The organism is Pantoea sp. EKM101V (genome assembly GCF_011800325.1).
Lineage (GTDB): Bacteria > Pseudomonadota > Gammaproteobacteria > Enterobacterales > Enterobacteriaceae > Pantoea > Pantoea anthophila.
The window spans coordinates 97,499-120,151 of sequence record NZ_JAALFP010000011.1 but is presented as its reverse complement, the minus strand read 5'-3'; the positions used below and the strand labels follow the sequence as shown (position 1 = coordinate 120,151).

The following is a 22,653-nucleotide window of genomic DNA, read 5'->3' as shown; positions in this document are numbered from 1 at the left end:
GAATGAGAAATGAAAAAAGTATTACTCAGCGCACTCATTATTGCCGCTCAGGCGGGCTTAGCGTTCAGCATCCAGGCAGCAGAGAAGCCTGAAACGATCAATATCGGTTTCCAGAAGGCCAATATCTTCGCGCTGCTGAAATATCGCGGCACGCTGGATCAGGAATTTAAAAAGCAGGGGATCGCGGTTCACTGGATTGAGTTTCCGGCCGGGCCGCAGATGCTTGAAGGGCTGAACATCGGCAGCATCGACCTCGCGGCGACCGGCGACGCGCCGCCCACCTTCGCGCAGGCCGCTCAGGCCGATCTGGTCTATCTGGCACACTCGCCCGCCAACCCGAAAACCGAGGCGATTGTGGTTCCGGCCGACTCGCCGATCAAAAGCGTTGCAGATCTGAAGGGGAAGCGCGTCGCGCTGAACAAAGGCTCTGACGTGAACTACCTGCTGGTCACCGCGCTGGATCAGGCGGGGCTGAGCTACAAAGACATTACGCCGGTTTATCTGCCTCCTGCGGATGCGCGTGCCGCTTTCCAGCGCGGCGCAGTGGACGCCTGGGTCATCTGGGATCCTTACTATGCAGAAGTGGAAACCAATGCTCACGCGCGGCTGATCAAAAATGCAGAAGGACTGGTGCCCCATTACACCTTCTACCTCGCCAGTCGTAAGTTTGCGGAAGGGTACCCGCAGATCGCCAGCAAGGTCGTGGATGAACTCGGCACGCTCAGCAGCTGGGCCAATCAGCATCAGGAAGAGGCAGCCAGAATCATGTCCACCTCAACCGGGCTGCCCCAGCCTGTCTGGCAGCGCGCGCTGGCGAGAATGCCGTTTGGCGCAGAGCGGATGACGCCAGAGGTCTTCACCCAGCAGCAGGCGCTGGCGGATACCTTTACCCGGATTGGTCTGCTGCCGGTGAAGGTCGATATCCGCAGCGCCACCTGGTCGCAGGATAAAAAGTAGGGGAGAGCCGGGCGGGGGTTCGGGGCAATCTCCGCCACCGGCTTCAGAGCAAAAATTAACCTGCCGTAAGGCAAACGGCAGCAGGATGCAAAGGCGTTGAAAAGGCGAGAAACAGGAGATCTTTAGCGAAGCGGTGCTTACATTTCATAGGGTTACATAATATTAATATCCTCAGACTGCGCCATGCGCTGTTCTACACTTAGACATTCAATCACGCCATTTGATTGAAAAAGCAGCATCACGAAGAGGGTGGCGACCGCAAACATTCACGCAGCCGCAGCCTTCATAACTGATCATGCACGTGAGGAGAACACCATGAAAGCAGTTGTCTATAACGGACCTTTTGACGTTTCAGTCAAAGAGGTGCCGGATCCCAGAATCGTTCGTCCTACCGATGTCATTGTCCGTATTACCACCACCAATATCTGCGGTTCCGACCTGCATATGTACGAAGGGCGCACCAGCTTCGAACAGGGGCGCATCTTTGGCCATGAAAACCTGGGACAGGTCATTGAAATCGGCGGCGCGGTTGAGCGAGTCAAAGTCGGCGATTATGTCTGCCTGCCTTTTAATGTTGGCTGCGGATTCTGTGAAAATTGCGAGAAAGGGTTAACCGGCTACTGTCTCACGGCAAACCCGGGTACGGCCGGTGCCGCCTATGGCTTTGCTGAAATGGGCGAATGGGATGGCGGACAGGCGGAGTTACTGCGCGTTCCCTATGCTGACTTTAACTGCCTGGTGCTGCCGCCTGATGCGGTAGAAAAAGAGGAAGACTACGTTCTACTGTCCGACATCTTCCCCACCGGCTGGCACGCCACTGAACTGGCAGGATTACGCCCCGGAGAGAGTGTTGCCATTTACGGTGCCGGACCGGTCGGCCTGATGGCTGCACACTCGGCCCTGATCAAGGGCGCCTCGCAGGTGTTTGTGGTGGATACTCATCCGGACAGACTGGCGCTGGCCGAGCAGATGGGCGCAGTGGCCATCAACGGCGTGGGTGATGAGGCCGTCAATAAAATCCTCGAATTAACCGATGGGCGCGGCACGGATTGCGGTTGCGAGTGCGTGGGCTATCAGTGCTGCAATAAACATGGCCACGAGGATAACTCTGCCACGCTGAACAGCCTGGTCGCCTCAACCAAGGCCACAGGCGGCATCGGTGCGGTAGGCGTTTTTGTTCCGCAGGACCCCGGCGGCGCGACCGATCTGGCCAAAGAGGGTAAAGTGCCTTTCGATTTTGGTAATTTCTGGTTCAAGGGCCAGTCGATCAAGACCGGCCAGTGTAATGTCAAAGCGTACAACCGCCAGCTCGCCAGGCTTATCCATCAGGGCAGAGCCAATCCGGCGCAGATCATTTCGCACCGACTCGCGCTGGCAGACGCAGCCGAAGGCTATAAGCATTTTGATGATCGTGATAATGGCTGGACAAAAGTCATTCTGAAACCCTGACAGGTCACTCAGAAGAGTTAAGACACATTCAGGCGGTGGGAAGAGGGAGAATGCAAACTGCCTGTCTGTGGCTGGGGATGTTCAGTGCATTTATGCCCCCCCGAAAACGCGTTCGCGTGTTTTGCAATCCCTTCATGACCGCGTGTCGTTATCGGAAACAGGTTCTCCGTTCTTCAAAGTAAAGTGATGAATGTCACCGGTCTCTGTCAACGCATGACGACTGGTCAGCTATCCTTCAGCCTGATACTTTAAAGACCTGTTAAGCAGTCCCGGAGGGCCTATGCCTCATATTATTTTAAGCGATATCAGCGCCAGCGTCAGTGAACTGAAGAAAAACCCGATGGCGACCGTCAGCGCCGGTGACGGCTATCCGGTCGCTATTCTTAATCGCAACCAGCCTGTCTTCTACTGCGTCCCGGCTGAGCTTTATGAGCAGATGCTGGATGCCCTTGACGATCAGGAACTGGTTAAGCTGGTCCAGGAACGCAGTAATGAAAGATGGTGGGAAGTCTGCGATTGCCGCAGCAGATAAGGTCGTCAACGTCTTTTGGGTCAGAGCACTGGAGAAAATCAGTCAAACAGCCTGAACAAATGTTGAGACGCAAAACGGTGAAGGCCGAAATCCTTCGGGGGGCGCTTGAGATAGCACAGGCAAAAATTTGATATCGCGCATGCCATTGCTGCTCCCTGGGTTACTGAACTTTATCATCGCAGCCAGCAGGCATAGCCATCGATTTCCTACTTCTTTCAGTCGACAGAAGACGCCGCTTCAGAACCTCCGGGAGAACCGTGCAGGGGATCGATTAGCACTTCGGAGGCTGGCACGCGAATCGTCTGAGTGCGCGGGAGTTTATCGCTATGAAACTGCAGCGTTACCGAGGTACCGAACGAGGACAAGGCTACGGTCACGTTATCATACCGGGACGCATAAGGTGGCAGTTCAGCTTCACTGCTTTTGACACCGTGACGTGTGAGCACAGAACTCCATTCCTTTTTGACGTATACGGTCGCGCTGTTGTGACGAAATCCAAGAACTTCCATGGTTCGTTCAGCGGAATCACCAAAGAGTCCAAGAAGCATTGTCACGACAAGCGGTATCGCAATAGAGAGGATCATATTACCTATTCTGATATCCTTCTCTACCTTATCAACTGCATTTTCTCCTGGCAAAACAAACTTAAGCTGTCCCCGACGCTGCCGGTTGAAGTCAAGTATGATAAACCACACTGCCAGCCCTATAGCCGATATGACAAGGCGAAAGTACCACAGCATCTGGTCATGATGGATCTGGGTAATTATTAAAATAAGGGTTAATACAGAGACGCTGTGAAAAATAGTAGCAATGGGCGGAAAAATTACGTGATGAATAAATTGACGTTGTCTTTTCCGGGTCCGGTAAAACTCAGAGGGGGCTTTGCGGAATCCCCTCATGCGTTGTCCTGAGGTGTATCCAGTATCTGTTATCCTGAGTAGGATTTGTTCTATAAAAGAATAACCTGTTAACCAGAAAACCAAGTGGCAGATGGACAGACCTAGACACATCAGAAAGAAATAAAAAACGAGCGTACCTGCAGAAAATACCGTGAAGATATAAAGTATGCAAAGGCTGTCCGATAGTGAGAGCCCATCGGGAAAACCGCCGTTCATCATGCAGTAAATCAGGAAAATCGCGCTTCCCAAGCCTAATGAGGCTTTTGTCACAACGGAAATCGCTTTCTCCGCCACCTCAAACTTTTTCTTTAGCTCGTCCATGCTTTCTTTCCCAGTCAAATCCCTTGAAGCAACGTAGAGTAACTCATCGTCGAAGCCAGTCAACCCAGGGTGGCATTCTGAATAAGCTACCCCTGACGGCCGGCATCGAGCAGCTGCCGTGCATCGCCAGCCGCCTAAGTGAAACGCACTTGGTAGTTAGCTGCCACGCCCAGCGCTAATGCCGGCATGTTTACGTCAGTGACCTCCTCTTTATTGTGCATGTTGCTATAAAACAGATACATCGCAAAAGAAGGCCTTGGGCACATCTTGAGTGGAAAGGTGATCGTCAGGTGCCGCCAGAACCTGTCCGTGTGTTTGTCACAGGTCACAGCGGAGCGTGGCGCTTTAGCCTGAAATTAGCCATATGCTGACGCAGTTGCGCCAAAAACCGCTTATGCACAATAGATAGGCCCTAGACAGGTATCCTATCCTATAATTTAGGCGGTAAATTTAACATAATCTTAATTATACGCATGGTAATTTATGGACAGTAGTCTCCAGCCCGTTAGCCTAAGAGATGTCAGGCCAAATCTGATTGGCTGACACGGTCATAAAATTGCCAACTACTCATTATTTGAAAATGGCAGTGAGAAGAATTTTGAATACGGGATTCGTTATGGAAATGTGTCCCTCCGTAACTTCCTCTTTCCGCATGTTCGCCACTGTAAGCTTCAGGCGCGGCATTAGCTGACTAAGTATTCTGCATCTCACTGGTTACCCTGTAAGGATGCGGCAAATTAAAGTCTCCTAGCATATCATATTAATTCCATTGACCATTAATGGTACAATTCCGTTATGACAATATTGTACAGGAATAAACAGGATAATGGCCGGCGTTAACGATTCCCTGTCTTTTAGTACGGCAGGATATGGTCAGTTACGGATACGCGAGGGCGTGGTTTACCGCTACTACAACGATTTGGGACCCCATTCAGGAAACTGTACCTGGGGGGTTGGTACGCTGGCTCATTATGGCGTATGTACGGACGAAGAACTGAAAAGGCCCGTGACCGCCAGCGATATCAATACGGCGCTGGCGAAACACGTACATAAAGTCGAACGATATATTCGCCGTAAAGTACCCAACCACCGTCTGACCCAGGCTCAGTTCGACGGACTGGTCTCTTTCATTTATAACGTGTCTGATCCTTCGGCTGTTATGGATGCGGCTGATCGTGGCGACATGAAAGCGGTACACGATAAGATGCTGCAGTACATTTATGTTTTTAAACATGATGCTAAAGGCAGGAAAGTCGGCAACCCGAAAATTCTGGCATCTCTCTATAAAAGAAGGCTTGAAGAAGCCGCCCCGTTCAGGCAGGAATAATATGATTAAAAAATTATCAATCACTCTCCTGTTAACACTGTGTACATCCGCCACTGTATTTGCAGGCAGTGATAAAGAAACAGACGCCCGGCTGGATACCCTGATGGGTGCTGATTCGCACGGGCAATACCATCAGTTTTTTAATAAGTTGCAGAAAGCGGTTAAAGAAAAGGATAAAAAAACCGTGGCTGAAATGGTCGACTATCCCATTACAGTTACCGTCAGCCATAAAGAAATCGATATTGCTGACAGTCGTGCTTTTGTTCAGGCATATGACAGCGTGTTCACTGACAGGCTGGTCAACATCATTTTGCATCAAACGTATGCAGACCTGTTCGTCAACAGTACGGGTGTGATGGTCGGAGAGCAGGGAGAGGTCTGGTTCAGCGGCCTGTGCAGCGTCAAAGACTGCAGCAAGTTTGATATCAAAATCATGCAAATTAATAACTGATCATTAGTTAATCATGCTGTCAATTATGGCGATACCCTATCAGCACGCTATTGCATTAAAGCCGACTTTACAGCCTGATAATCCAGCCTCTGTGGTTGAGCAATCCTTCCTGTTCTTCTACCTTCAGAGAGCGTCAGTGACGCCTCTATCCCCACCCGATTAGCTTACCGGAGGTCCGATGACGGACAGATACCAATCCGCGCCTGACAAAGACACCCTCTTTTTCGATGTCAATGAGACCCTGCTGGACACGACCGAACTGAATCAGGTGGTCGCACAGCGACTCGGTGACCGGCCGGAACGTGCCGAAGCCTGGTTTACCTCGGTGCTGCACCACTCTCTGGTCGAATCCGTGACCGGCAGCTGGCATAGCTTTGGTGATATCGCCGAAGCGGTGCTGAAGATGACCGCTTCGCGTTACGGTGTAACCCTGCCTGAAGAAGCAACGCCACTGGCTGACATTATCGCCGCAATGCCGCCGCATCCTGATGTCGCCGCAGGGCTGACTGCCCTGCAGCAGCAGGGTTTTACGCTGGTTGCGCTGACCAACTCCTCTGCCGCGCTGGCTGAACAACAACTCAGTTCAGCCGGGCTGGCACCGCTATTCGCCCGCATTCTCAGCGTGGAGCAGGTTAAGGTTTATAAGCCCGATCTGAGAGTTTATCAGTGGGCAATGAAAGAGATGGGCAAGCCTGCCGCAGAGTGCATGATGGTGGCGGCGCATGGCTGGGATGTCGGTGGCGCAAAACGGGCAGGGATGAAGACCGCATTTATCACCCGCAAAGGCCAGTCACCTTATCCACTGGCACCTGCACCGGATTTGATCGTCAGCGACACAGGTGCGCTGGCCGCACAGCTTAAACGGCTCAGCTTAACGCAATGAACGGCAGATCAAATCCAGGCATTCAGCCTGCCTGTGTCTCAAATGCCGATCTGACCGCTTCCACGATGCGTCCGGACAGCGTCGCGTCTTCCAGCATCGGGAACGTTTTTTTAAGCTTGCCTGAGATCTGCCAGCCATTTTCCTTCAGCGAACGAATAATCCGGCTTGCATCCTGATCGGGCATTTCCACAACCTCTTTCAGACGCTGCTGCGCACGCTGAAAGATGACTAACACGCGCGCTTCATCTGCCATTTCTGTTCGAACGGTGTGCTCTATCACTCTGCACGTATAGAGCACATGCTCGGTTAGGTCGGGATAACGCCAGGCGAAGCGGGCATCCTCATAGTCGCTGAAAATGAAGTTACTTTGCGTGCCATCTTCATAGGTTTTGAGTTCACCAAACCGATAGCAGCCTGCATAACGCCGCATAAGCCGTTTAGAAAACACGTCCAGCGTGCGATCGTAACCGACGCGAAAGTCCATCGAACTGGTGATGGTAGCCGAGACGGGCAGAATGACACCATCCGGTATCGCTCCGTCACGAATCAGCGTGTCATTAATTAAAAAGCGGTGGATACGACCATTGCCATCGCGCATGGGATGGATATAGACAAATCCAAACGCAACAACAGCGGCACGGGCCAGCGGCGCGGCTCCGTGCGTCGCCTGTTCAAAGGCTTTCAGCCCCTGCATGAAGCGAGGAACATCATCATAGTGCGGCGCAATATAGTGGACGATATCTTCACGCATTGTCGACTGCCCGACAAATACCGGCGAGCGTCGCAGACCCAGTCCCAGTGCATCCTGTCCCAGAATGCCCTGCTGTATCGTGTGCAGGCTGACATCGCTGAGCGGATCGTCCAGCTGACCGCAATACTGCGCAATAACGTGGGCAAACCGCTGAATGCGATCGCCCTGGTCCGACTCTTTCTCGATAAGAAAACTGGCACGGGACTCTTTAAATGTCAGCCAGCTGGCGGTGCGCATCAGAATATCTGCGCCAAAGGCCTTATCCAGATCTGAAAAGGCCGCATTGAGATCGAACGCCAGCGCCTGTTCAACGTCACCTGTTCTGCGCACCAGGGGGCAGAAATCGATCGATCCCGGCAGGTTATCGTTAATGCGCCAGCGTCTGCTGCGTTTCACGGTGGTTCGGGTCAGATACGCTTTCGATGAAATCGCGTCAATATAGCCGCCATTAGTGACATCGGGCACCTGCAGCAGGTTACCGGTCAGCCACTCATAGAAAAACCCTGCCCGACGCGCATATTGTCCGAACGGCTCCTGATGACACCACGCCTCCAGAGGTTCCGGCCCGATTACCGTAAACAGGCGGGCAAAAAACTCCAGGTGGATCTCCTCATATTTGAGACCAAAGGCAAAATGCCCGGCAAAATCATCTTCCGGCTGATAGCCAGGAGGATAGTAATTTTCCACCTGCCCCTGACTGTCATGGTGAGAACGTACCGTTCCAATCGCTGATTTCACACGCAGTGGCTGCGCCAGTCTGATTGCATAACGTTCGCGCAATGCGCTAAAGCCGACCAGCATACTGAATCCTTTATTTTTCACGCTAAAACGCTAACAGAAAGGATTTCTATCACGAAAACGATAACTTCGCTACGTCGACCCGGCTAATCTTTGCCCGAAAACGCGAATAAAAAAGAGAGTTGATGCGAAAACAGTAATGCAGACCCTATTCAGGGCTTAACCACGATGCACAAAAGCCCGATGACAATCATCACCACGCCCGCCAGGCTATGCCAGCTGAACGCCTCATGAAATACCGGCAGAGAAACTGCAGCCAGCCAGACCAGCACATAACTCAGGCTGAGCAGCGGATAGACCCGGTTCAGGGGGAAATGACCCAGCGCCCGGATCCAGCAGAGCATGGAGAGGCCATAGGCGCCCAGCCCCGCCACCAGCAGCAGGGCGGGCAGTATGCCAATAGCGGGCAGTGACGTCAGGCTGCTGACATCGGGCAACTGCGGCATCGCCCAGCGCATCATCAGCTGCGCCGCCGAGACCAGCAGCACGCTGCAGGCAATCCATCCATACCCTTTCATATCTGACTCGCCATCAGCGCCACGCCGGTGACCACCAGCAGCGTACCGGTTATCTGGCGCGGCGTTAACCGTTCATGCCACAGGAGACGTCCGGCCAGCGCCACAAAAATAAAGTTAAGGCTCAGCATCGGGTAGGCCTGGCTGACCGGCACCCGCTGCAGCACTATCAGCCAGAGGAGCATCGCAACGCCCAGCAGCAGCACGCTCACGCCAATCCAGCTCAGGCGTGTCCGGCGGGATACCGCCCTCGTCGCCTGCTTCTGGCAAAGCTGTGCGCTGCAGCTGAGCAGACTGACCAGAATAATCAGCAGCAGCATTACTTCGTCTGGCTGTAGTAGAGGCAGACCAGCCTGCCCTGACGATAGACGGCGTCCGGCACCGGGACATCCTCATCGATATCGCTGTGAACCGAGTCCATCAGCAACAGCAGCGACACGCTCCCCTCGCGACGATGTGGGGCAAGCCAGCCGGCGAAATCTGCCCGTGAAACAAAACGGGACTGTGCATCCGGGTAGCCGAGCCCATATTCCAGTTCCCCCTTACTGTCATAGAAACCGATATCGCTGCGCTGCAGGTGCCAGGCGGCCGCAGAGGCGATGCCGGGGTTGTCAGCCAGGATAAAGCGGCTGGCGGCCAGTTGCTTACTGATAACCGCCACAAAGCGCTGCGGCTGTTTGGCATCGCGGATTTTATCGGGGATGGCCGCACCGATAACCAGCGCAAGGCCCAGCGGGCAGAGTGCCGCCGCCAGCCAGCGACGCGAGGAAGAACGGCAGCTGTACGCCCCCACCAGCCCCCAGCAGAGGAATGCCACTGCCGCCAGCACCAGCTTCAGCATCTCATGCGTGGCGAACAGCGGATGATGCGTCAGACTCCAGGGGGCCAGCACCAGCAGTACGGCGGCCAGCGTCAGGATACCGAATATCAGGTTCAGCCAGCCATTCAGCGTCAGGGCGCGCCCTGCCCGCTGCGCAGCGTTCAGGCCATAATGGGCCATCAGCAGTGACAGCGGAACAAAACAGGGCAGGATATAGGTCGGGAGTTTGCCCTTCGCCAGACTGAAAAACAGCAGCGGCATCACCGTCCAGCTCAGCAGATAGAGCGCACCGGGATGCTGATGACGCTCACGCCAGCCCGTAAACAGTGCCCCCGGCAACAGTGCCAGCCACGGCAGCGTGCCCAGCAACAGAATCGGCAGGTAGTACCAGAACGGGGCTTTGTGCTGCGCATTCGCCTCTGCGAAGCGCTGGATATGCTCGACCCAGAAGAAGTAGTGCCAGAAATCGGGAGCCTGATGATAAATGGCCAGCACCCAGGGCGCGCTGATTGCCGCAGCAGAGAGCAGCGCCAGTGGCCCGAAGCAGAGCAGCTCCGGCACTCTCCTGCGCCAGATCGCCCAAGGCAGGATCGTCAGCACCGGCAGCGCCAGTGCCAGAAAGCCTTTGGTCATGAATCCCATGCCGCAGGCCAGCCCCAGCAGCAGATAGCCGCCCACGCGCCCGGCGCGTCCACTGGCCTCTGTCGCCAGCCAGAAGCTGCACATGGCGGCCGCCAGCCAGAGCATCAGCATCGGATCGAGCACCGCATAGGTGCCGACCCCATAGACCAGCAGCGAGCTGAGAAAAATGATCGCGCCGGTGATCGCGGTTCGCGAGGAAGCAAACATCCGCCTGCCGAGCCAGAAAATCAGGGCGGCGGTCAGGGCAGTAGAGAATATCGAGCCGGCCCGCACGCCGAAATTGTTGTGACCAAACAGCCACTGACCCAGCGAGTTAATCCAGTAACCCGCAATCGGTTTTTCAAAATAGCGCAGGCCGAAAAAGTGCGGCGTGATCCCGTTGCCGGATGCCAGCATCTCCCGGCTGATCTCCGCATAGCGGGTTTCATCCGGCTGCCAGAGATCGCGGAACACCGGCGGGACAAGGTAATAGAGGATAAAAAAGCTGAAAAACAGCAGCCATATTGTCTGGTTACGTATCCGCACTAGTTCGCCTCTTCCATCCGTTTCTGGCAGCCCAGCCACCCTTCCCGTCCGGCAATTTCGCCTCTGACCACCCGGCCTAATGGCAGCGTCGTCAGATCGGCGGGCAGCAGTTCACTGAGCGGACAGAACTGAATGTCGTTATCGGCAGCCAGGGTCAGGAGGCGATCGAAGTCCGGGTAGCCGATGATCCCCTCCACTTCGGCGTGAACGGTGTAAACCGCCCCCTCTTCCGCAGCGAGCATTCGGGTCAGAATGAAGTCGTTGTACCCCTCTGCGCTGACCTCGCGCCCCACCACCTCATCCCAGGTCGGCAGCGTTACCGGGATCTGCACCGTCCCGATCTGCCCGTCTGGCAGCACCGGCCGGAACGGGCCGCTGCCGCGACAGTCGCTGTTGTAAGTGAATCCGAACGGCTGTTTAGCGGCGACCACCCGGCCATCCGCGCGCCATCCGGCCACGGCCGAGCAGCTGACCGGATGGCCGAGGATCTCACTCAGCAGGTCGGTGCCGCGCGCTATCTGCTCTGCCAGCTTTTCCTGCGGCCAGACGCCCGCCCAGGTCTGCCACGCAAAGTGGTCCCAGGCGTGCAGTCCCACCTCATGCTGACGGGTGGCGTCCTGAATAATGTGCCGCAGACGGCGCCCCATCTGCTTGCCTGGCCACGCCGTTCCGGCCAGCAGGATATCCCAGCCATAGAGCGACGCGGCCCGGGAACGCACCATTTTCAGGAGAAAGGCCGGTTTCACCAGTCGCCAGAGATGGCGGCCCATGTTGTCCGGCCCCACACTGAAGAAAAAGCTGGCCCGCACAGCATGACGCCGGAACAGCGTAAGCAGCGCCGGCACGCCCTGCTGCGTACCGCGCCAGGTATCTACGTCAATCCGCAGACCGATCTTCTTCATCACTTATCAGCCTGTTGCTCAATGGTGCGCAGGAAGAAGTCGAGCGTGTTGTCGATGGTGACATCCATCGTCACGGTTGGGGTCCAGCCGAGTAAGCGGCGCGCATTGCGGATAGCAGGTTTGCGGTGCTCCACATCCTGATACCCTTTTCCGTAGTAGCTGCTGCTCTCCACTTCGCGGAAACCGGCAAACGGCGGGAACTGGCTGCGCAGCGGGTGACGCTCAAAGCTCTCCAGCAGCTGCTCGGCCAGCTCTTTGATACTGGCTTCGTTGTCCGGGTTACCGATATTGATGATCTGCCCATCACAATTCTGCTGTTTGTTCTCAATGATGCGGAACAGCGCCTCCACGCCATCTTTGATGTCGGTAAAGCAGCGCTTCTGTTTGCCGCCGTCAATCAGCTTGATGGGCGAACCTTCCACCAGGTTGAGGATCAGCTGGGTAATGGCGCGGGAGCTGCCGATACGCGCGGCATTGAGGTTGTCCAGACGCGGCCCCATCCAGTTGAACGGCCGGAACAGGGTAAAGCGCAGCCCCTCTTTTTCGCCATAGGCCCAGATCACCCGATCCAGCAGCTGTTTGGAGACCGAATAGATCCAGCGCTGTTTGTTGATCGGCCCGACCACCAGGTTGGAACAATCTTCATCGAAGCTGTCATCGGTACACATGCCGTACACCTCAGAGGTGGACGGGAAAATGATGCGCTTCTGATACTTCACACAGTCGCGAATGATTTTCAGGTTTTCTTCAAAATCGAGCTCAAACACGCGCAGCGGATTGCGGGTGTACTCAATCGGCGTGGCGATCGCCACCAGCGGCAGGATGACGTCACATTTCTTGATGTGATACTCAATCCATTCGGAGTGGATAGCGATGTCCCCTTCGACGAAGTGGAAACGCGGATGGTCGAGGAAGCGGCTGATGGCATCGGAACTGATATCCAGGCCATACACCTCGAAATGCGCATCCTCCAGCAGCCGTTCGGTAAGATGGTTACCGATAAAGCCGTTAACGCCGAGGATCAGCACCCGGGTGCGGCGCTGGATCGCCGACTGCGGCTGCGAATAGAGCAGCGCGCCAGGCACCATGCCCAGACTCTGCGCCAGCTGACTGCCGTTCATATAGACGCCATGCTCGGACTGCCCGGTCTGGATTTCAAGCGCCCCCTCACCACAGGCAATCAGGAACGGCTGCTTAGAGATTACCGTGCCCGGTCTGGCCTGATGCGGCTCGTGATGAACCCGGCTCTTCCAGACAATGAAGCGGACCGACCCGGCGAAGGCAAAGGCGCCAGGCCAGGGATCGGTGACCGCTCTGACCAGATTGTGAATCGTCTGAGCAGGCTGGTTCCAGTCAATCCGTCCATCTTCGGCGGTGCGACGGCCGACACGGGTCGCCTGACTCTCATCCTGGGGCCACTCACTGACCTCACCCTGACGCAGGCGGGGTAAAACGTCGCCCAGCAGCTGCTCTGCGACACTGATGAGTTTACGGTGCAGGGTCAGCGCATTGTCCTGGTCCTCGATAGCCACCGCCTGCTGCGCCAGAATATGACCGGCATCGGCACGCTTTACCATGCGATGCAGGGTGACACCCGTTTCGCGTTCACCGTTCACCAGCGCCCAGTTGAGGGGTGCCCGCCCCCGGTATTTTGGCAGCAGCGAACCATGCAGGTTAAAGGCCCCTTTTTGCGCGCATTGCAGGATCTCATCGCTGAGCAGATGGCGATAATAGAAGGAGAAAATCATCTCTGGCGCCATGCTGCGGATACGATCCAGCCAGATCGGGTGATTCGCCTCGTCGGGCGCATAGACCGGGATGCCATGCTCTGCCGCCAGACGCGCAACCGAGCCGAAAAAAGGATTTTCGGTCGCCACGTCGTTGTGGGTGAAAATGGCGGTGATCTCATAGCCTGCCTTCAGCAGCGCATTGATGCCGACACAGCCCATATCGTGATAGGCGAAAACGAGGGTCTTCATGATTGAGTATCCTGTACTGATGGCTCTTCTGGAGCCTGAACAATGCGTTGAACGAAATAGCGCGGACGCGCCCGAACGTCGTTATAAATGCGCCCGATGTACTCCCCGAGCAGTCCCATGCCCACAAACTGGGCACCCGTAAACATGAACAGCACGGCAAACAGGACAAAGACGCCATCCCCCGCCCAGGCCGCACCAAAGAAGAGGCGCAGAACAATCAGCACCAGCGAAAAAGCGAAGCCAGCGAGTGCAATCAGGCTGCCGATAACGCTGAGCAGTCGCAGGGGGGTGGTGGTCAGGCAGGTCACCAGGTCGTACATCAGGTTGATCAGGCGCATAAAGCTGTATTTCGAGTCGCCAAATGCCCGCTCAGCGTGGATCACCGGCAGTTCGATGGTGTGTCGGGCAAAGGTGTTCGCCAGAATCGGAATAAAGGTGCTGCGCTCGTGGCAGTTGAGCATCGCCTCAACGATGTGGCGACGATAGGCGCGCAGCATACAGCCGTAATCCCCCATCGCTTTGCCAGTCACTCGCTGGATCAGCCGGTTGAGCGTGCGCGAGGCTTTACGCCGGAACCAGGTGTCCTGGCGCTGCTGCCGGACCGTGCCGACCACGTCATAGCCCTGGCGCGCCGCCTCAACCAGCCGCGGGATCTCCTCCGGCGGGTTCTGCAGATCGGCATCAAGCGTGATAATCAGATCGCCACGCACCTGACTGAAACCGGCCATGATGGCGGAGTGCTGGCCGTAATTGCGGTTAAGCAGCACACCGATGACCCGGCTGCCGGGTGCGGAAGCCGCCTGCTCAATCAGCCCGGCGGAACGGTCACTGCTGCCGTCATCCACCAGCAGGATTTCATAGTCCATCTGCAGTGTGTCGCAGGCGGCAGCGGTGCGCTGAAGCAGCTCCGGCAGGCTCTCCTGCTCGTTGTAGACCGGGATAACCACGGAGAGTCTGTTGATCGGTTTATTCTCGCCCATATCAGACTCCGGCAATGTCATTCAGCGCCTGAATGACGCGCTCGACATCCTGGTCCGTCATTGAGGGAAACAGGGGAATCGAACACATCTGCTGGCTATTGCGTTCACTGGCGGGCAGACGTAAATCGGGATAGCGCTCGCGATAATATTTGTGGGTGTGGGCGGCCCGGAAATGCAGACCGCTGCCGATATTGCGCGCCTTCAGCGCCTGCATAAACGCATCACGCGACAGGCCACACTGGCGTTCATCAATGCGGATAATAAAAAGATGCCACGCATGCTGATGAGGCCAGGCGGGCAGTGACAGCGCCGTGAACGGCAGTGCGCGCAGCGCGGCAAGATAGCGTTCGGCAATCTCGCGGCGGCGTGCAATAAAACCGGGCAGTTTCTGTAACTGCACCAGCGCAATGGCTGCGCTGATGTCGGGCAGGTTGTATTTAAAGCCGGGCATCATCACTTCTGCCTGCGGCAGACGGCCCTGCGTCTGGCGATCAAAAGCATCAACGGCCAGACCATGAAACTTCAGGCTGCGTATGCGATCGGCCAGCGCGGCGTCATCGGTCACCACCAGGCCACCTTCCGCGCAGGTGATATTTTTAATGGCGTGAAACGAAAAAATTGCCGTACCGCGGTGTCCGATCGGCTGTCCGTGGTAGGTCGTGCCTGCTGCATGTGCCGCATCTTCAATGATGGCAATGTTATGCTGCTCAGCCAGCTGATAGATCGGGTTAAGATCGACCGGTGCGCCAGCGTAATGGACCGGAATAATGGCGCGGGTCCGGGGCGTAATCGCCTGCGCAATCAGTTCCGGCGTCACCATCAGGGTATCAGGGTCCACATCGATCATGACCGGCGTGGCGCCCAGCAGCGTGATCAGATTCAGCGTGGAAACCCAGGTCAGGGAGGGCGTAATAACCTCATCACCGGGCCCAATTCCCATTGCCATCAGCGTGACGTGCATTCCGGCGGTGGCAGAGCTGACCGCAATGGCGTGCGGGTTGCCGGTCAGCCGGACAAAGGCCTGCTCCAGTCCGGCGCACTGAGCGCCGGTTGTGATCCAGCCCGAGTCAAAGACCGCTTTCACGGCTGACAGCTCTTCATCCCCCAATGAGGGACGGGAAAAAGGCAAAAAATCCATGCTAAAACTCCTGCAGATCAAACCCATAAGCGATCGCGCGAACTTAATCAGGCACAACGCCGGAAACAGAACTTAAATAGCGATTTATCATCCGCCAGCAGAGATGTTATTTACCCCAGGCGTCCATTTCTGGAATAGGGGTTGCCGGACTGGTAATACAAACTAGCGCACGAAAGTTAACTGAACATTAAATGAAGGGAATGAATAACAATAAATTAACGCAGGGTTCATTTGGTCATTTCTGAAAAAGTTCACCGACATGCATTAATATCGCCTCCGGGCAGACTTCTTTTTGATTGATTGATGATTTGTTTATAAAACAACGCAATCCGCCGCTGGATTATCAGCTTTCGATTCCATCCGATCAGCGATCCACTCAGACAAAAATAGCTTACTGAAGAACGAAGACGATTAATCTCCGCCTTTTTACAGTCCCGGCGAACGCCGCAGTTCTTATTTTCACCTTAATGTATTCTTAATATTTCCCGTTATCTTTGCGCTGAGACGGCGGTCACCGTTAACGTTTCGTGAATGTCAGATGACAGTGCGTTAATATTTGTCACATACGTCACGACAGAAAGGTAAAACAGTGTTACAAAGTCAATAAAATCGCGGATTCAGGCGTCAGGGTTTGAGCCCGCTCAGAATGAGAAAATAGTGATGAACCGTGTCGCCTGCTTATACGCTCTGCTCGCCTTGTTCAGCCCGGCGCTTTACGCCGCCCCCGTTACCTATACCATCGCGCCTGAGAAAACGTCGATCGGCCTTTCATGGCGTGTTTGGTCATGACTTTTCTCAGGCCACACTGCGCGGCGTGACCGGCACGGTGACGCTTAATCCTGATGAAGAGCGTGATGACCATATTGACGTCACCATTCCGGTCGCGACGCTGGTCGCCTCAAACAGGCTGTTAACCTGGCAACTGAAAAGCGATCTGTTTTTTGATGCAGAGCATTACCCACAGATTCACTTCGTCAGCAGCCGCGTTGCCTCGATGGGGGGTGCTGATTACCGGATTTTCGGGTTGTTAACGGTCAAAGATGTCAGCCGGCCAGTGGTGATGCTGGCCACGCTCGACAGCGGACAGGCCTTTGACCCCGCCTCAGATTCGCTGGCCCTGCATGCCTCGACCGCGATTTCCCGCACGGCATTCCGGGTGGATCGGCTGGTCGGCGTGGTAGACGATCGCGTCAACATTACGCTGACCATTGCGGCGGAAGTGAAGCGGCCGCTGTCCTCACCGTTAACCTCGTCCCGATAAGGGTTGTCACTTAACCTGACGCCCAACATAGACGCCCCGTTCAGGCTAAAAAACCATAGCCGACCTGAATACTAAAATAAAAAACTATATATGCGATTTTCGCAGCTTTAATCTTTAATGACTTCTGGGTGGCGTTAATATTGCTTCTGGTCCGGCTTAACGTTTGTGAACTGCATGTTCAGAGAGAACCGGACAGCCTGCATCAGTCAATTAACAGGCAGGCAGAAAGATCGCAACGGGGCGGGCCCGACGGATATTACGGCACGCCAGGGCAGATCTGCGTACTGACGACATTATGAGAATCTGGTTTGGAACACGCTTTATCCCCGATGCGCACGACAACAGAAAGAGTGCTGCATGCCATCGTCTTTGAGGTGGTCGCCAATTGTCTGGTGTTCATCATTCTGATGATCTGCGCCTCCGCGGCGCCTGCGCAGTCGGCACTGTTGACGATAGCCTCATCATCACTGGCGATGGGATGGAACTATCTGTTTAACCTGCTGTTCGACGGATTCCTGATGCGAAAAGGCATGAAAAAATCCTGGTGGGTAAGATGCCTTCATGCCCTGTTATTCGAAGCGGGTCTGTTGATGGTATTAATCCCGTTTGCTGCATGGTGGCTGGATATGACGCTGCTTTCAGCGTTAAAACTTGAATGCGGGCTGGTGCTGTTCTTTCTGGTTTATACCTGTCTGTTCAATCTGCTATGGGATTATGGAAGAGCACTTCGTCTCAGCAAATAATCAATGCGCTAATCCGCAGGGAGGATTAATACCTGACGTAGCCGGATAAAAATCGTTCATTCAACAGGCTTTTCATTGCCAGCGCGCTTTTTGCTGACAGCCTGGATATAACCACGAGCCTGCGGAAATCAGCTTAGCCACTGGCTCAATTTAATGAGTAACATCTGCAAACATATTATGAACAAAGTCTATTATCTGAAAAAATTAAGAAATTGCCCTTCCACGGATATCCTGGATATCGTGACAAGCTATATGCGGAAAAAATTGCCTTATGACGATCTCTCTTCCTTTGAAGGTGCTTACGATCATCGTAAAGCTGAGCTGATAATGAATGAGACCTATACTGAAGTGCCGGCAGAGGTCTGGCGGCTGGTGTGCTGATTGGTTCAGTTAAAAAGTGAATTCGCGGATCATGCAGAGCATCACCCGGTACTGAGGTGATGCTCTGCAAGCAGGAGAAGCTGCATGATCAGAAGTGGTATGACAGACCGATCAGACCGCTATAATCCGTTTTAAATTCACCACCAAAACTGGTATCCACTTTCGCAGTGAGTGCAAGATCAGGGGTGATAACGCCCTGAAAACCAATACTGCTGCGATAACGGTTATCAGACCAGGCGCTATATTTTCGACTCGACTGGCGGTCTGATAGCGTAGTCGTTGAGCCCTTTTCACCCGGCGAATATTGATATTCGATGCCCGCATTCAGATTCACCTTTGGCAGCCATGCACCCAGCCCGCGTTTATGTACCAGAATGCCTGTGGTCGTGAAATAAGGTGTTGATGAACTCAGTGAAACGCCGGCATCTTTTCCTCTCAGTGTGTAACCAGACAGGGTGCCACCACTGACGCCCACGTAGGGTGAAATGAACAGCGTATTGTCAGACAGACCAAACTGATAACCTGACCGCAGGCTGCCCGTCAGCATCTGACTCTCTTTCTTACTGGCGTGGATATATAAGGCAGGATCCAGCGATATTTCCTGATTGAGGTGCATGTAATAACTGGCCGCATCGACAAACCATCCGACATCAGACTGCCAGGAAGAGTAAATCCCCACTGTCGCCAGTCGATGTTTTTCATGGCCAGCCCCTTTGATTTCACCCTGGGTGTAACTGGCGCTGATACCCGCTGTTTGCGTACCGTTGTGGCTGTCCCAGCCTACATTCAGCGTCTGCTGGCTACTGTCCAGTCCCAGGAAATGCCCTTTTCTCTGTTCAATAGTGGCCCATGAACCGCTGTTTTCTGGCGAAGCGCGCAGGCTGTCGGTACGGTTGTGCAACTGACTCACAGCTTCGCTTAAAATGTACTGCCGTGAAGCAATTAAGGCACGCGTTCGCTGAATCAGTGGCAGATTGTCGGAAACAGAGAACCAGTCATCCGGATTGAATGTCGCCTTTACTGCTGGCTCTTCTTCTCTCGCTATGTCAGCAGTCGCATTCTCTTCAGCCGGCACATCTGGCAGCGATGCGGAATCGGGTGTGGCTGCGGGCGCTGGCGTCACATCCTGTGCTGGCGCGGGTTCCGGCGCCGTATCTGATTCCGGGGCGGGCGCGGGCTCCGGCGTTGTATCTGATTCCGGGGCGGGCGCGGGCGTCACGTCCGGTACTGACTCGGGTTCCGGCGTCGCGTCTGATGCCGGCGCAGGATCTGGCGTCATGTCCTGTGCTGGTGCAGGTTCTGGCTCAGGTGTGACGTCAGTTCCTGGAGTCGGTTGCGGATTGGGTTCAGATTCAATCGTCTGATTATTTTTCAGTACCCATAAAACACGGTTGTTTTCGTCTTTCACCTGATAATTTGGCGTGTAAACGCTAAAGCCGCTGAAGTTGTCTGCAAAAGAGAAATAACTGTGTGAGGTACCCGCTGGGGCATCAATCATCACCAGATCCTGTTTCAGCGCAACCTCATCCTGCCCGCTCATGAACAGGCTGACATCCAGCAGGTTATCCCCGCCGCTTGCTACGTCTTTAACAATCAGTTTATCGCTTTCCAGCGTAGCGGGTTTAACGCCCAACATCAGGTTTAAACCTGTGGCATCCAGTCTGTCGACAGACAGGGTTTTGGCACTCCAGCTTTCTGAAGGCACCGTTGAAAGCGTTGCTCCACGTTTTGCCAGGAGCGATTTAATAGTGCTGTTGCCGGTCATCGTCCAGTGTGCGTTGGAAGCCAGCGTCATCGCACTGCTGCCCGTTGATGTCACTGAACCCTGATAATTCACCTTCCCAAGGTAAAGGGAAGTGTTGTCTGCGAGCTGAACATCGCCTTCCACCTCACTGGGGGGCAGCAGGGCCAGTGCCGCTTCGCTGCGTACAGGCTGACTGCAGGAAACAGCATCAGAATAGATGGCGGAATAACAACGCCAGCTTTTGTCGCCTGCCAAATCGCTATCGTTATAGCCAAAAGAGAGCGTTGCCGAATCAGCAACAAAAATGTTGGCTTTGACACCCGCATATTCTCCCACCTGTAACGTCGCTCCCGAACCAACCGTAATCTGCTCGGCTTTAAACAGCGAAGTATTCCAGTCATCCTCAACAACAACGCCGCCTGCATGGGGAACCGGCTGTCCTGAGAGAATGACAGTTCCGCTGGTAATATCCAGACTCCCATTTAAATTCATCCCGCCTGTCAGTGCAGTAATGGCGGTGGAATTACGCGGTAAGATATTCACGTTCATCACGCCATTCAGCGCATTCTCCAGGGTTTCACCCAGAAAACCACGAAAGACCTGAACGTTAAGCTGCGTCAGGCGATGATTGATTGCTTCATCCGGATCAGTTCCCAGATAGGTCCACGTCGACGTTGAAGACTTATTGGTAGGAAAATACCAGTAGGAAGAGGTATTTAATTGAAAGTATTCAGTATCTTTGGTGTAAGGGTTATTGTAGACATAGATTGTGCCTGGTATGCCCTTGGGATTGCTGCTGCTGAACTTATAAAAGGGGACGTCAGCGGCAGTGTAGCCAGTGATGTTCAGTGTGGCCGCCGAATCACTGTGGTTTACCAGCATTGCCCCACTGTCGGTATGGTTAATCTTTTTAAAACTGAGTGCATTACCATTTAAATCCAGCCGTCCTCCCCGATAACCAAAAAAGATCTGATCAGCAGGCACCTGCTTTTCATCATTCAGAACCACAGTTGGCCGGCCGCTGACCAGCGTGACCGAAGAGAACGCCTGTTTCCTGCCTGAGGCATCCGCTTGTTGATCGAGAATAACGGTTCCCTCCCCCACATTCAGTGAGCCCGGGTTTTTACCTGTTGCATTAATGTGCAGTGTCCCTGCCCCGATCTTATGCAGGGCATCATTGGCTACTCCATTCACCTGCCACAGAACTTTTTTATCTGCGTCAACGTCAACACCGCCGCCAGCCCAGGTTGCATTTGCGCCAGGGGCAGAGAGAACCGTATAGTCACTGGAGAACTGAAGTTTGCCAGCCCCCATATTCACTGGCGCACTCAATGAGATGATTCCACCTGCGCCATTGAAACGAAGATCTTTAGTGCCGTCGAGTTCTTCATTTGTGGCTTGAGACGGGGCAGTCATTGCATATTTTGTGTCCAGACCACTCCAGGACCATGATGCTTTATTTTGAGTAATAGCCTCCTTTTCCCACAGGATTGTGCCCGCGCCAGCCACGTCTGTAACCTCTGGCGAGGTATTAGCATCCGTGATCGTCTCAATGTATCCATCAGGTATATATTCCCACATGATAGTACTGCCATAAGCTGCCGCAGTAGTTCCGCCATGTAATACACCCGCGACTTTCCATTTCTGATCGGGTTCGTCGAAAACCAAAATCGGACTGCCGCTATCACCCCCCAGCGTACCAATCGCGAGCGGGGAGGTGAGCGGATTGTCTGGACCATAATCAATCGCGCGCAACGTCCCGGACGGGGTCGTTACCGTCTTCGCATTGATGGTACCGCCGCTGACCCACTTATAAGCACTGCTTAAAGTGATTTGCGTTGTCTGATCTTCACTGACCTGAGTCTGCTTACCGCCCCCAATACGGGTATACCAGGAAAAGCGTGACTTATCTGCCGTACGCATGGTCGTCTTATCAAGCACTTCTGCTGGCGCAGCCTCGGTAACAACTTTATTCAAACGCGGAAGATGAAAGTCAACATCTGAGATCGTGGAGTCATTGCGGTTAATTAAACGGTAGGTTGCACCGTACTGTGCACCTTTACCAAATCCGACTGACTGATAACCCGTATTATGGCGTGCGCTGGCAACATAGGAGGGTGCAACCAACGTGCTGTAACCATAATTAGCGACCATACCAAAGTCGGGCATAGCGAATGGCAGGTATTCTGATAAGGAGCCATCTTTTTTACAGACCGGTATATTTTTTTCCCCGGCGGCGTAACGTCCCAGATTCTCAGCAAAATCGCGATATTCCTGCACGTCGATATCATGACGCATAATACCCGCATAGGATTTAGTGCAAATAATAAACGTGTAACAAAGCGCTGCGCTTCCAAAATATTTCAATAGATCGCCCTCATGACATTGTTCTTATTTAAGGAAATCCTTAATTAAGGAAATAATATCACTACGACAATCCTGAGCTAAATGCCGGTCAATATAAAGAGTTGACTTAAATCAAAGTAATGGGATATGCAAGCCATCACCATTACATAACCTATTGTTTTTAATCATTAATTAATTCATCTCAAATCAGAATGAATGTTTAAATATTTAAATTACCGCCCTACCCATGCTGTCAAATGAAACCTCCAGATAAAACAAAAAGCATACATTGACAAAAACCTTTCAAAA

Annotated in this window: 18 protein-coding genes and 1 pseudogene; 9 read left to right on the top strand and 10 right to left on the bottom strand. The window is 54.0% G+C overall.

From position 1 onward, the window contains the following. Positions 1 to 9 precede the first annotated feature (9 nt). The 3 genes from HFD92_RS17035 (at position 10) to HFD92_RS17025 (ending at position 2,938) form a co-directional block, all read left to right on the top strand. Positions 10 to 957, top strand: coding sequence for a sulfonate ABC transporter substrate-binding protein (locus tag HFD92_RS17035; protein WP_167429350.1), 948 nt, complete (start codon positions 10 to 12; stop codon positions 955 to 957). Between the two features lie 315 nt (positions 958 to 1,272). Then, positions 1,273 to 2,406 (top strand): glutathione-independent formaldehyde dehydrogenase, encoded by a 1,134-nt coding sequence (locus tag HFD92_RS17030; RefSeq protein WP_009093156.1) that lies wholly within the window; start codon positions 1,273 to 1,275, stop codon positions 2,404 to 2,406. A gap of 280 nt (positions 2,407 to 2,686) precedes the next feature. Further along, positions 2,687 to 2,938, top strand: coding sequence for a type II toxin-antitoxin system Phd/YefM family antitoxin (locus HFD92_RS17025; RefSeq protein WP_167429349.1), 252 nt, complete (start codon positions 2,687 to 2,689; stop codon positions 2,936 to 2,938). 215 nt (positions 2,939 to 3,153) lie between these two features. On the opposite strand, the gene HFD92_RS17020 is transcribed toward HFD92_RS17025, so the two are convergent. Then, a complete protein-coding gene (locus HFD92_RS17020) occupies positions 3,154 to 4,158 on the bottom strand; it encodes a hypothetical protein (protein WP_167429348.1) in 1,005 nt (334 codons plus the stop codon). Positions 4,159 to 4,984: 826 nt separating this feature from the next. Between HFD92_RS17020 and HFD92_RS17015 the strand changes: the two genes are divergently transcribed. The 3 genes from HFD92_RS17015 (at position 4,985) to HFD92_RS17005 (ending at position 6,819) form a co-directional block, all read left to right on the top strand. Beyond that, entirely contained in the window at positions 4,985 to 5,485 is a 501-nt protein-coding gene (locus HFD92_RS17015; RefSeq protein WP_154929209.1) for a lysozyme, read from the top strand. A 1-nt stretch (position 5,486) separates the two neighbouring features. Further along, positions 5,487 to 5,936 carry a hypothetical protein gene (locus HFD92_RS17010; RefSeq protein WP_167429347.1) on the top strand — a complete coding sequence of 150 codons (450 nt, stop codon included), beginning with the start codon at positions 5,487 to 5,489 and terminating at the stop codon, positions 5,934 to 5,936. A gap of 178 nt (positions 5,937 to 6,114) precedes the next feature. Then, positions 6,115 to 6,819 carry a haloacid dehalogenase type II gene (locus HFD92_RS17005; RefSeq protein WP_167429346.1) on the top strand — a complete coding sequence of 235 codons (705 nt, stop codon included), beginning with the start codon at positions 6,115 to 6,117 and terminating at the stop codon, positions 6,817 to 6,819. Between the two features lie 22 nt (positions 6,820 to 6,841). Here the strand turns inward: HFD92_RS17005 and HFD92_RS17000 are convergent, their stop codons facing one another. From HFD92_RS17000 to arnB, 8 genes are all read right to left on the bottom strand, one after another. Further along, the gene (locus HFD92_RS17000) at positions 6,842 to 8,371 is read right to left on the bottom strand and encodes a Fic family protein (protein WP_167429345.1); all 1,530 of its coding nucleotides are present in this window, start codon (positions 8,369 to 8,371) and stop codon (positions 6,842 to 6,844) included. A 149-nt stretch (positions 8,372 to 8,520) separates the two neighbouring features. Further along, a complete protein-coding gene (gene arnF, locus HFD92_RS16995) occupies positions 8,521 to 8,886 on the bottom strand; it encodes a 4-amino-4-deoxy-L-arabinose-phosphoundecaprenol flippase subunit ArnF (RefSeq protein WP_167429344.1) in 366 nt (121 codons plus the stop codon). Continuing rightward, positions 8,883 to 9,203 carry a 4-amino-4-deoxy-L-arabinose-phosphoundecaprenol flippase subunit ArnE gene (arnE, locus tag HFD92_RS16990; RefSeq protein WP_167429343.1) on the bottom strand — a complete coding sequence of 107 codons (321 nt, stop codon included), beginning with the start codon at positions 9,201 to 9,203 and terminating at the stop codon, positions 8,883 to 8,885. The genes arnF and arnE overlap by 4 nt, the downstream gene beginning before the upstream one ends. Continuing rightward, the gene (gene arnT / locus HFD92_RS16985) at positions 9,203 to 10,870 is read right to left on the bottom strand and encodes a lipid IV(A) 4-amino-4-deoxy-L-arabinosyltransferase (RefSeq protein ID WP_167429342.1); all 1,668 of its coding nucleotides are present in this window, start codon (positions 10,868 to 10,870) and stop codon (positions 9,203 to 9,205) included. Before arnT ends, arnE begins: the two co-directional genes overlap by 1 nt. Then, positions 10,870 to 11,772: a 4-deoxy-4-formamido-L-arabinose-phosphoundecaprenol deformylase gene (gene arnD, locus HFD92_RS16980; protein ID WP_167429341.1), complete on the bottom strand. Its 903-nt coding sequence runs from the start codon at positions 11,770 to 11,772 to the stop codon at positions 10,870 to 10,872. The genes arnT and arnD overlap by 1 nt, the downstream gene beginning before the upstream one ends. Beyond that, positions 11,772 to 13,751 (bottom strand): bifunctional UDP-4-amino-4-deoxy-L-arabinose formyltransferase/UDP-glucuronic acid oxidase ArnA, encoded by a 1,980-nt coding sequence (arnA, locus tag HFD92_RS16975; RefSeq protein WP_167429340.1) that lies wholly within the window; start codon positions 13,749 to 13,751, stop codon positions 11,772 to 11,774. The genes arnD and arnA overlap by 1 nt, the downstream gene beginning before the upstream one ends. Next, positions 13,748 to 14,731 (bottom strand): undecaprenyl-phosphate 4-deoxy-4-formamido-L-arabinose transferase, encoded by a 984-nt coding sequence (gene arnC, locus HFD92_RS16970; protein WP_009093174.1) that lies wholly within the window; start codon positions 14,729 to 14,731, stop codon positions 13,748 to 13,750. Before arnC ends, arnA begins: the two co-directional genes overlap by 4 nt. A gap of 1 nt (position 14,732) precedes the next feature. Next, the gene (gene arnB / locus HFD92_RS16965; protein ID WP_111208794.1) at positions 14,733 to 15,869 is read right to left on the bottom strand and encodes a UDP-4-amino-4-deoxy-L-arabinose aminotransferase; all 1,137 of its coding nucleotides are present in this window, start codon (positions 15,867 to 15,869) and stop codon (positions 14,733 to 14,735) included. 660 nt (positions 15,870 to 16,529) lie between these two features. On the opposite strand from arnB, the pseudogene HFD92_RS16960 reads away from it, so the two are divergent. From HFD92_RS16960 to HFD92_RS16950, 3 genes and pseudogenes are all read left to right on the top strand, one after another. After that, a pseudogene (locus tag HFD92_RS16960) lies at positions 16,530 to 17,130 on the top strand (YceI family protein). Positions 17,131 to 17,459: 329 nt separating this feature from the next. Then, a complete protein-coding gene (locus tag HFD92_RS16955; protein WP_255461727.1) occupies positions 17,460 to 17,873 on the top strand; it encodes a PACE efflux transporter in 414 nt (137 codons plus the stop codon). Between the two features lie 177 nt (positions 17,874 to 18,050). Further along, the gene (locus HFD92_RS16950; protein WP_167429338.1) at positions 18,051 to 18,254 is read left to right on the top strand and encodes an Hha/YmoA family nucleoid-associated regulatory protein; all 204 of its coding nucleotides are present in this window, start codon (positions 18,051 to 18,053) and stop codon (positions 18,252 to 18,254) included. 88 nt (positions 18,255 to 18,342) lie between these two features. Here the strand turns inward: HFD92_RS16950 and HFD92_RS16945 are convergent, their stop codons facing one another. Beyond that, on the bottom strand, positions 18,343 to 22,365 hold the full coding sequence (locus tag HFD92_RS16945) for a S6 family peptidase (protein ID WP_167429337.1): 4,023 nt from the start codon (positions 22,363 to 22,365) through the stop codon (positions 18,343 to 18,345). Positions 22,366 to 22,653: the final 288 nt, after the last annotated feature.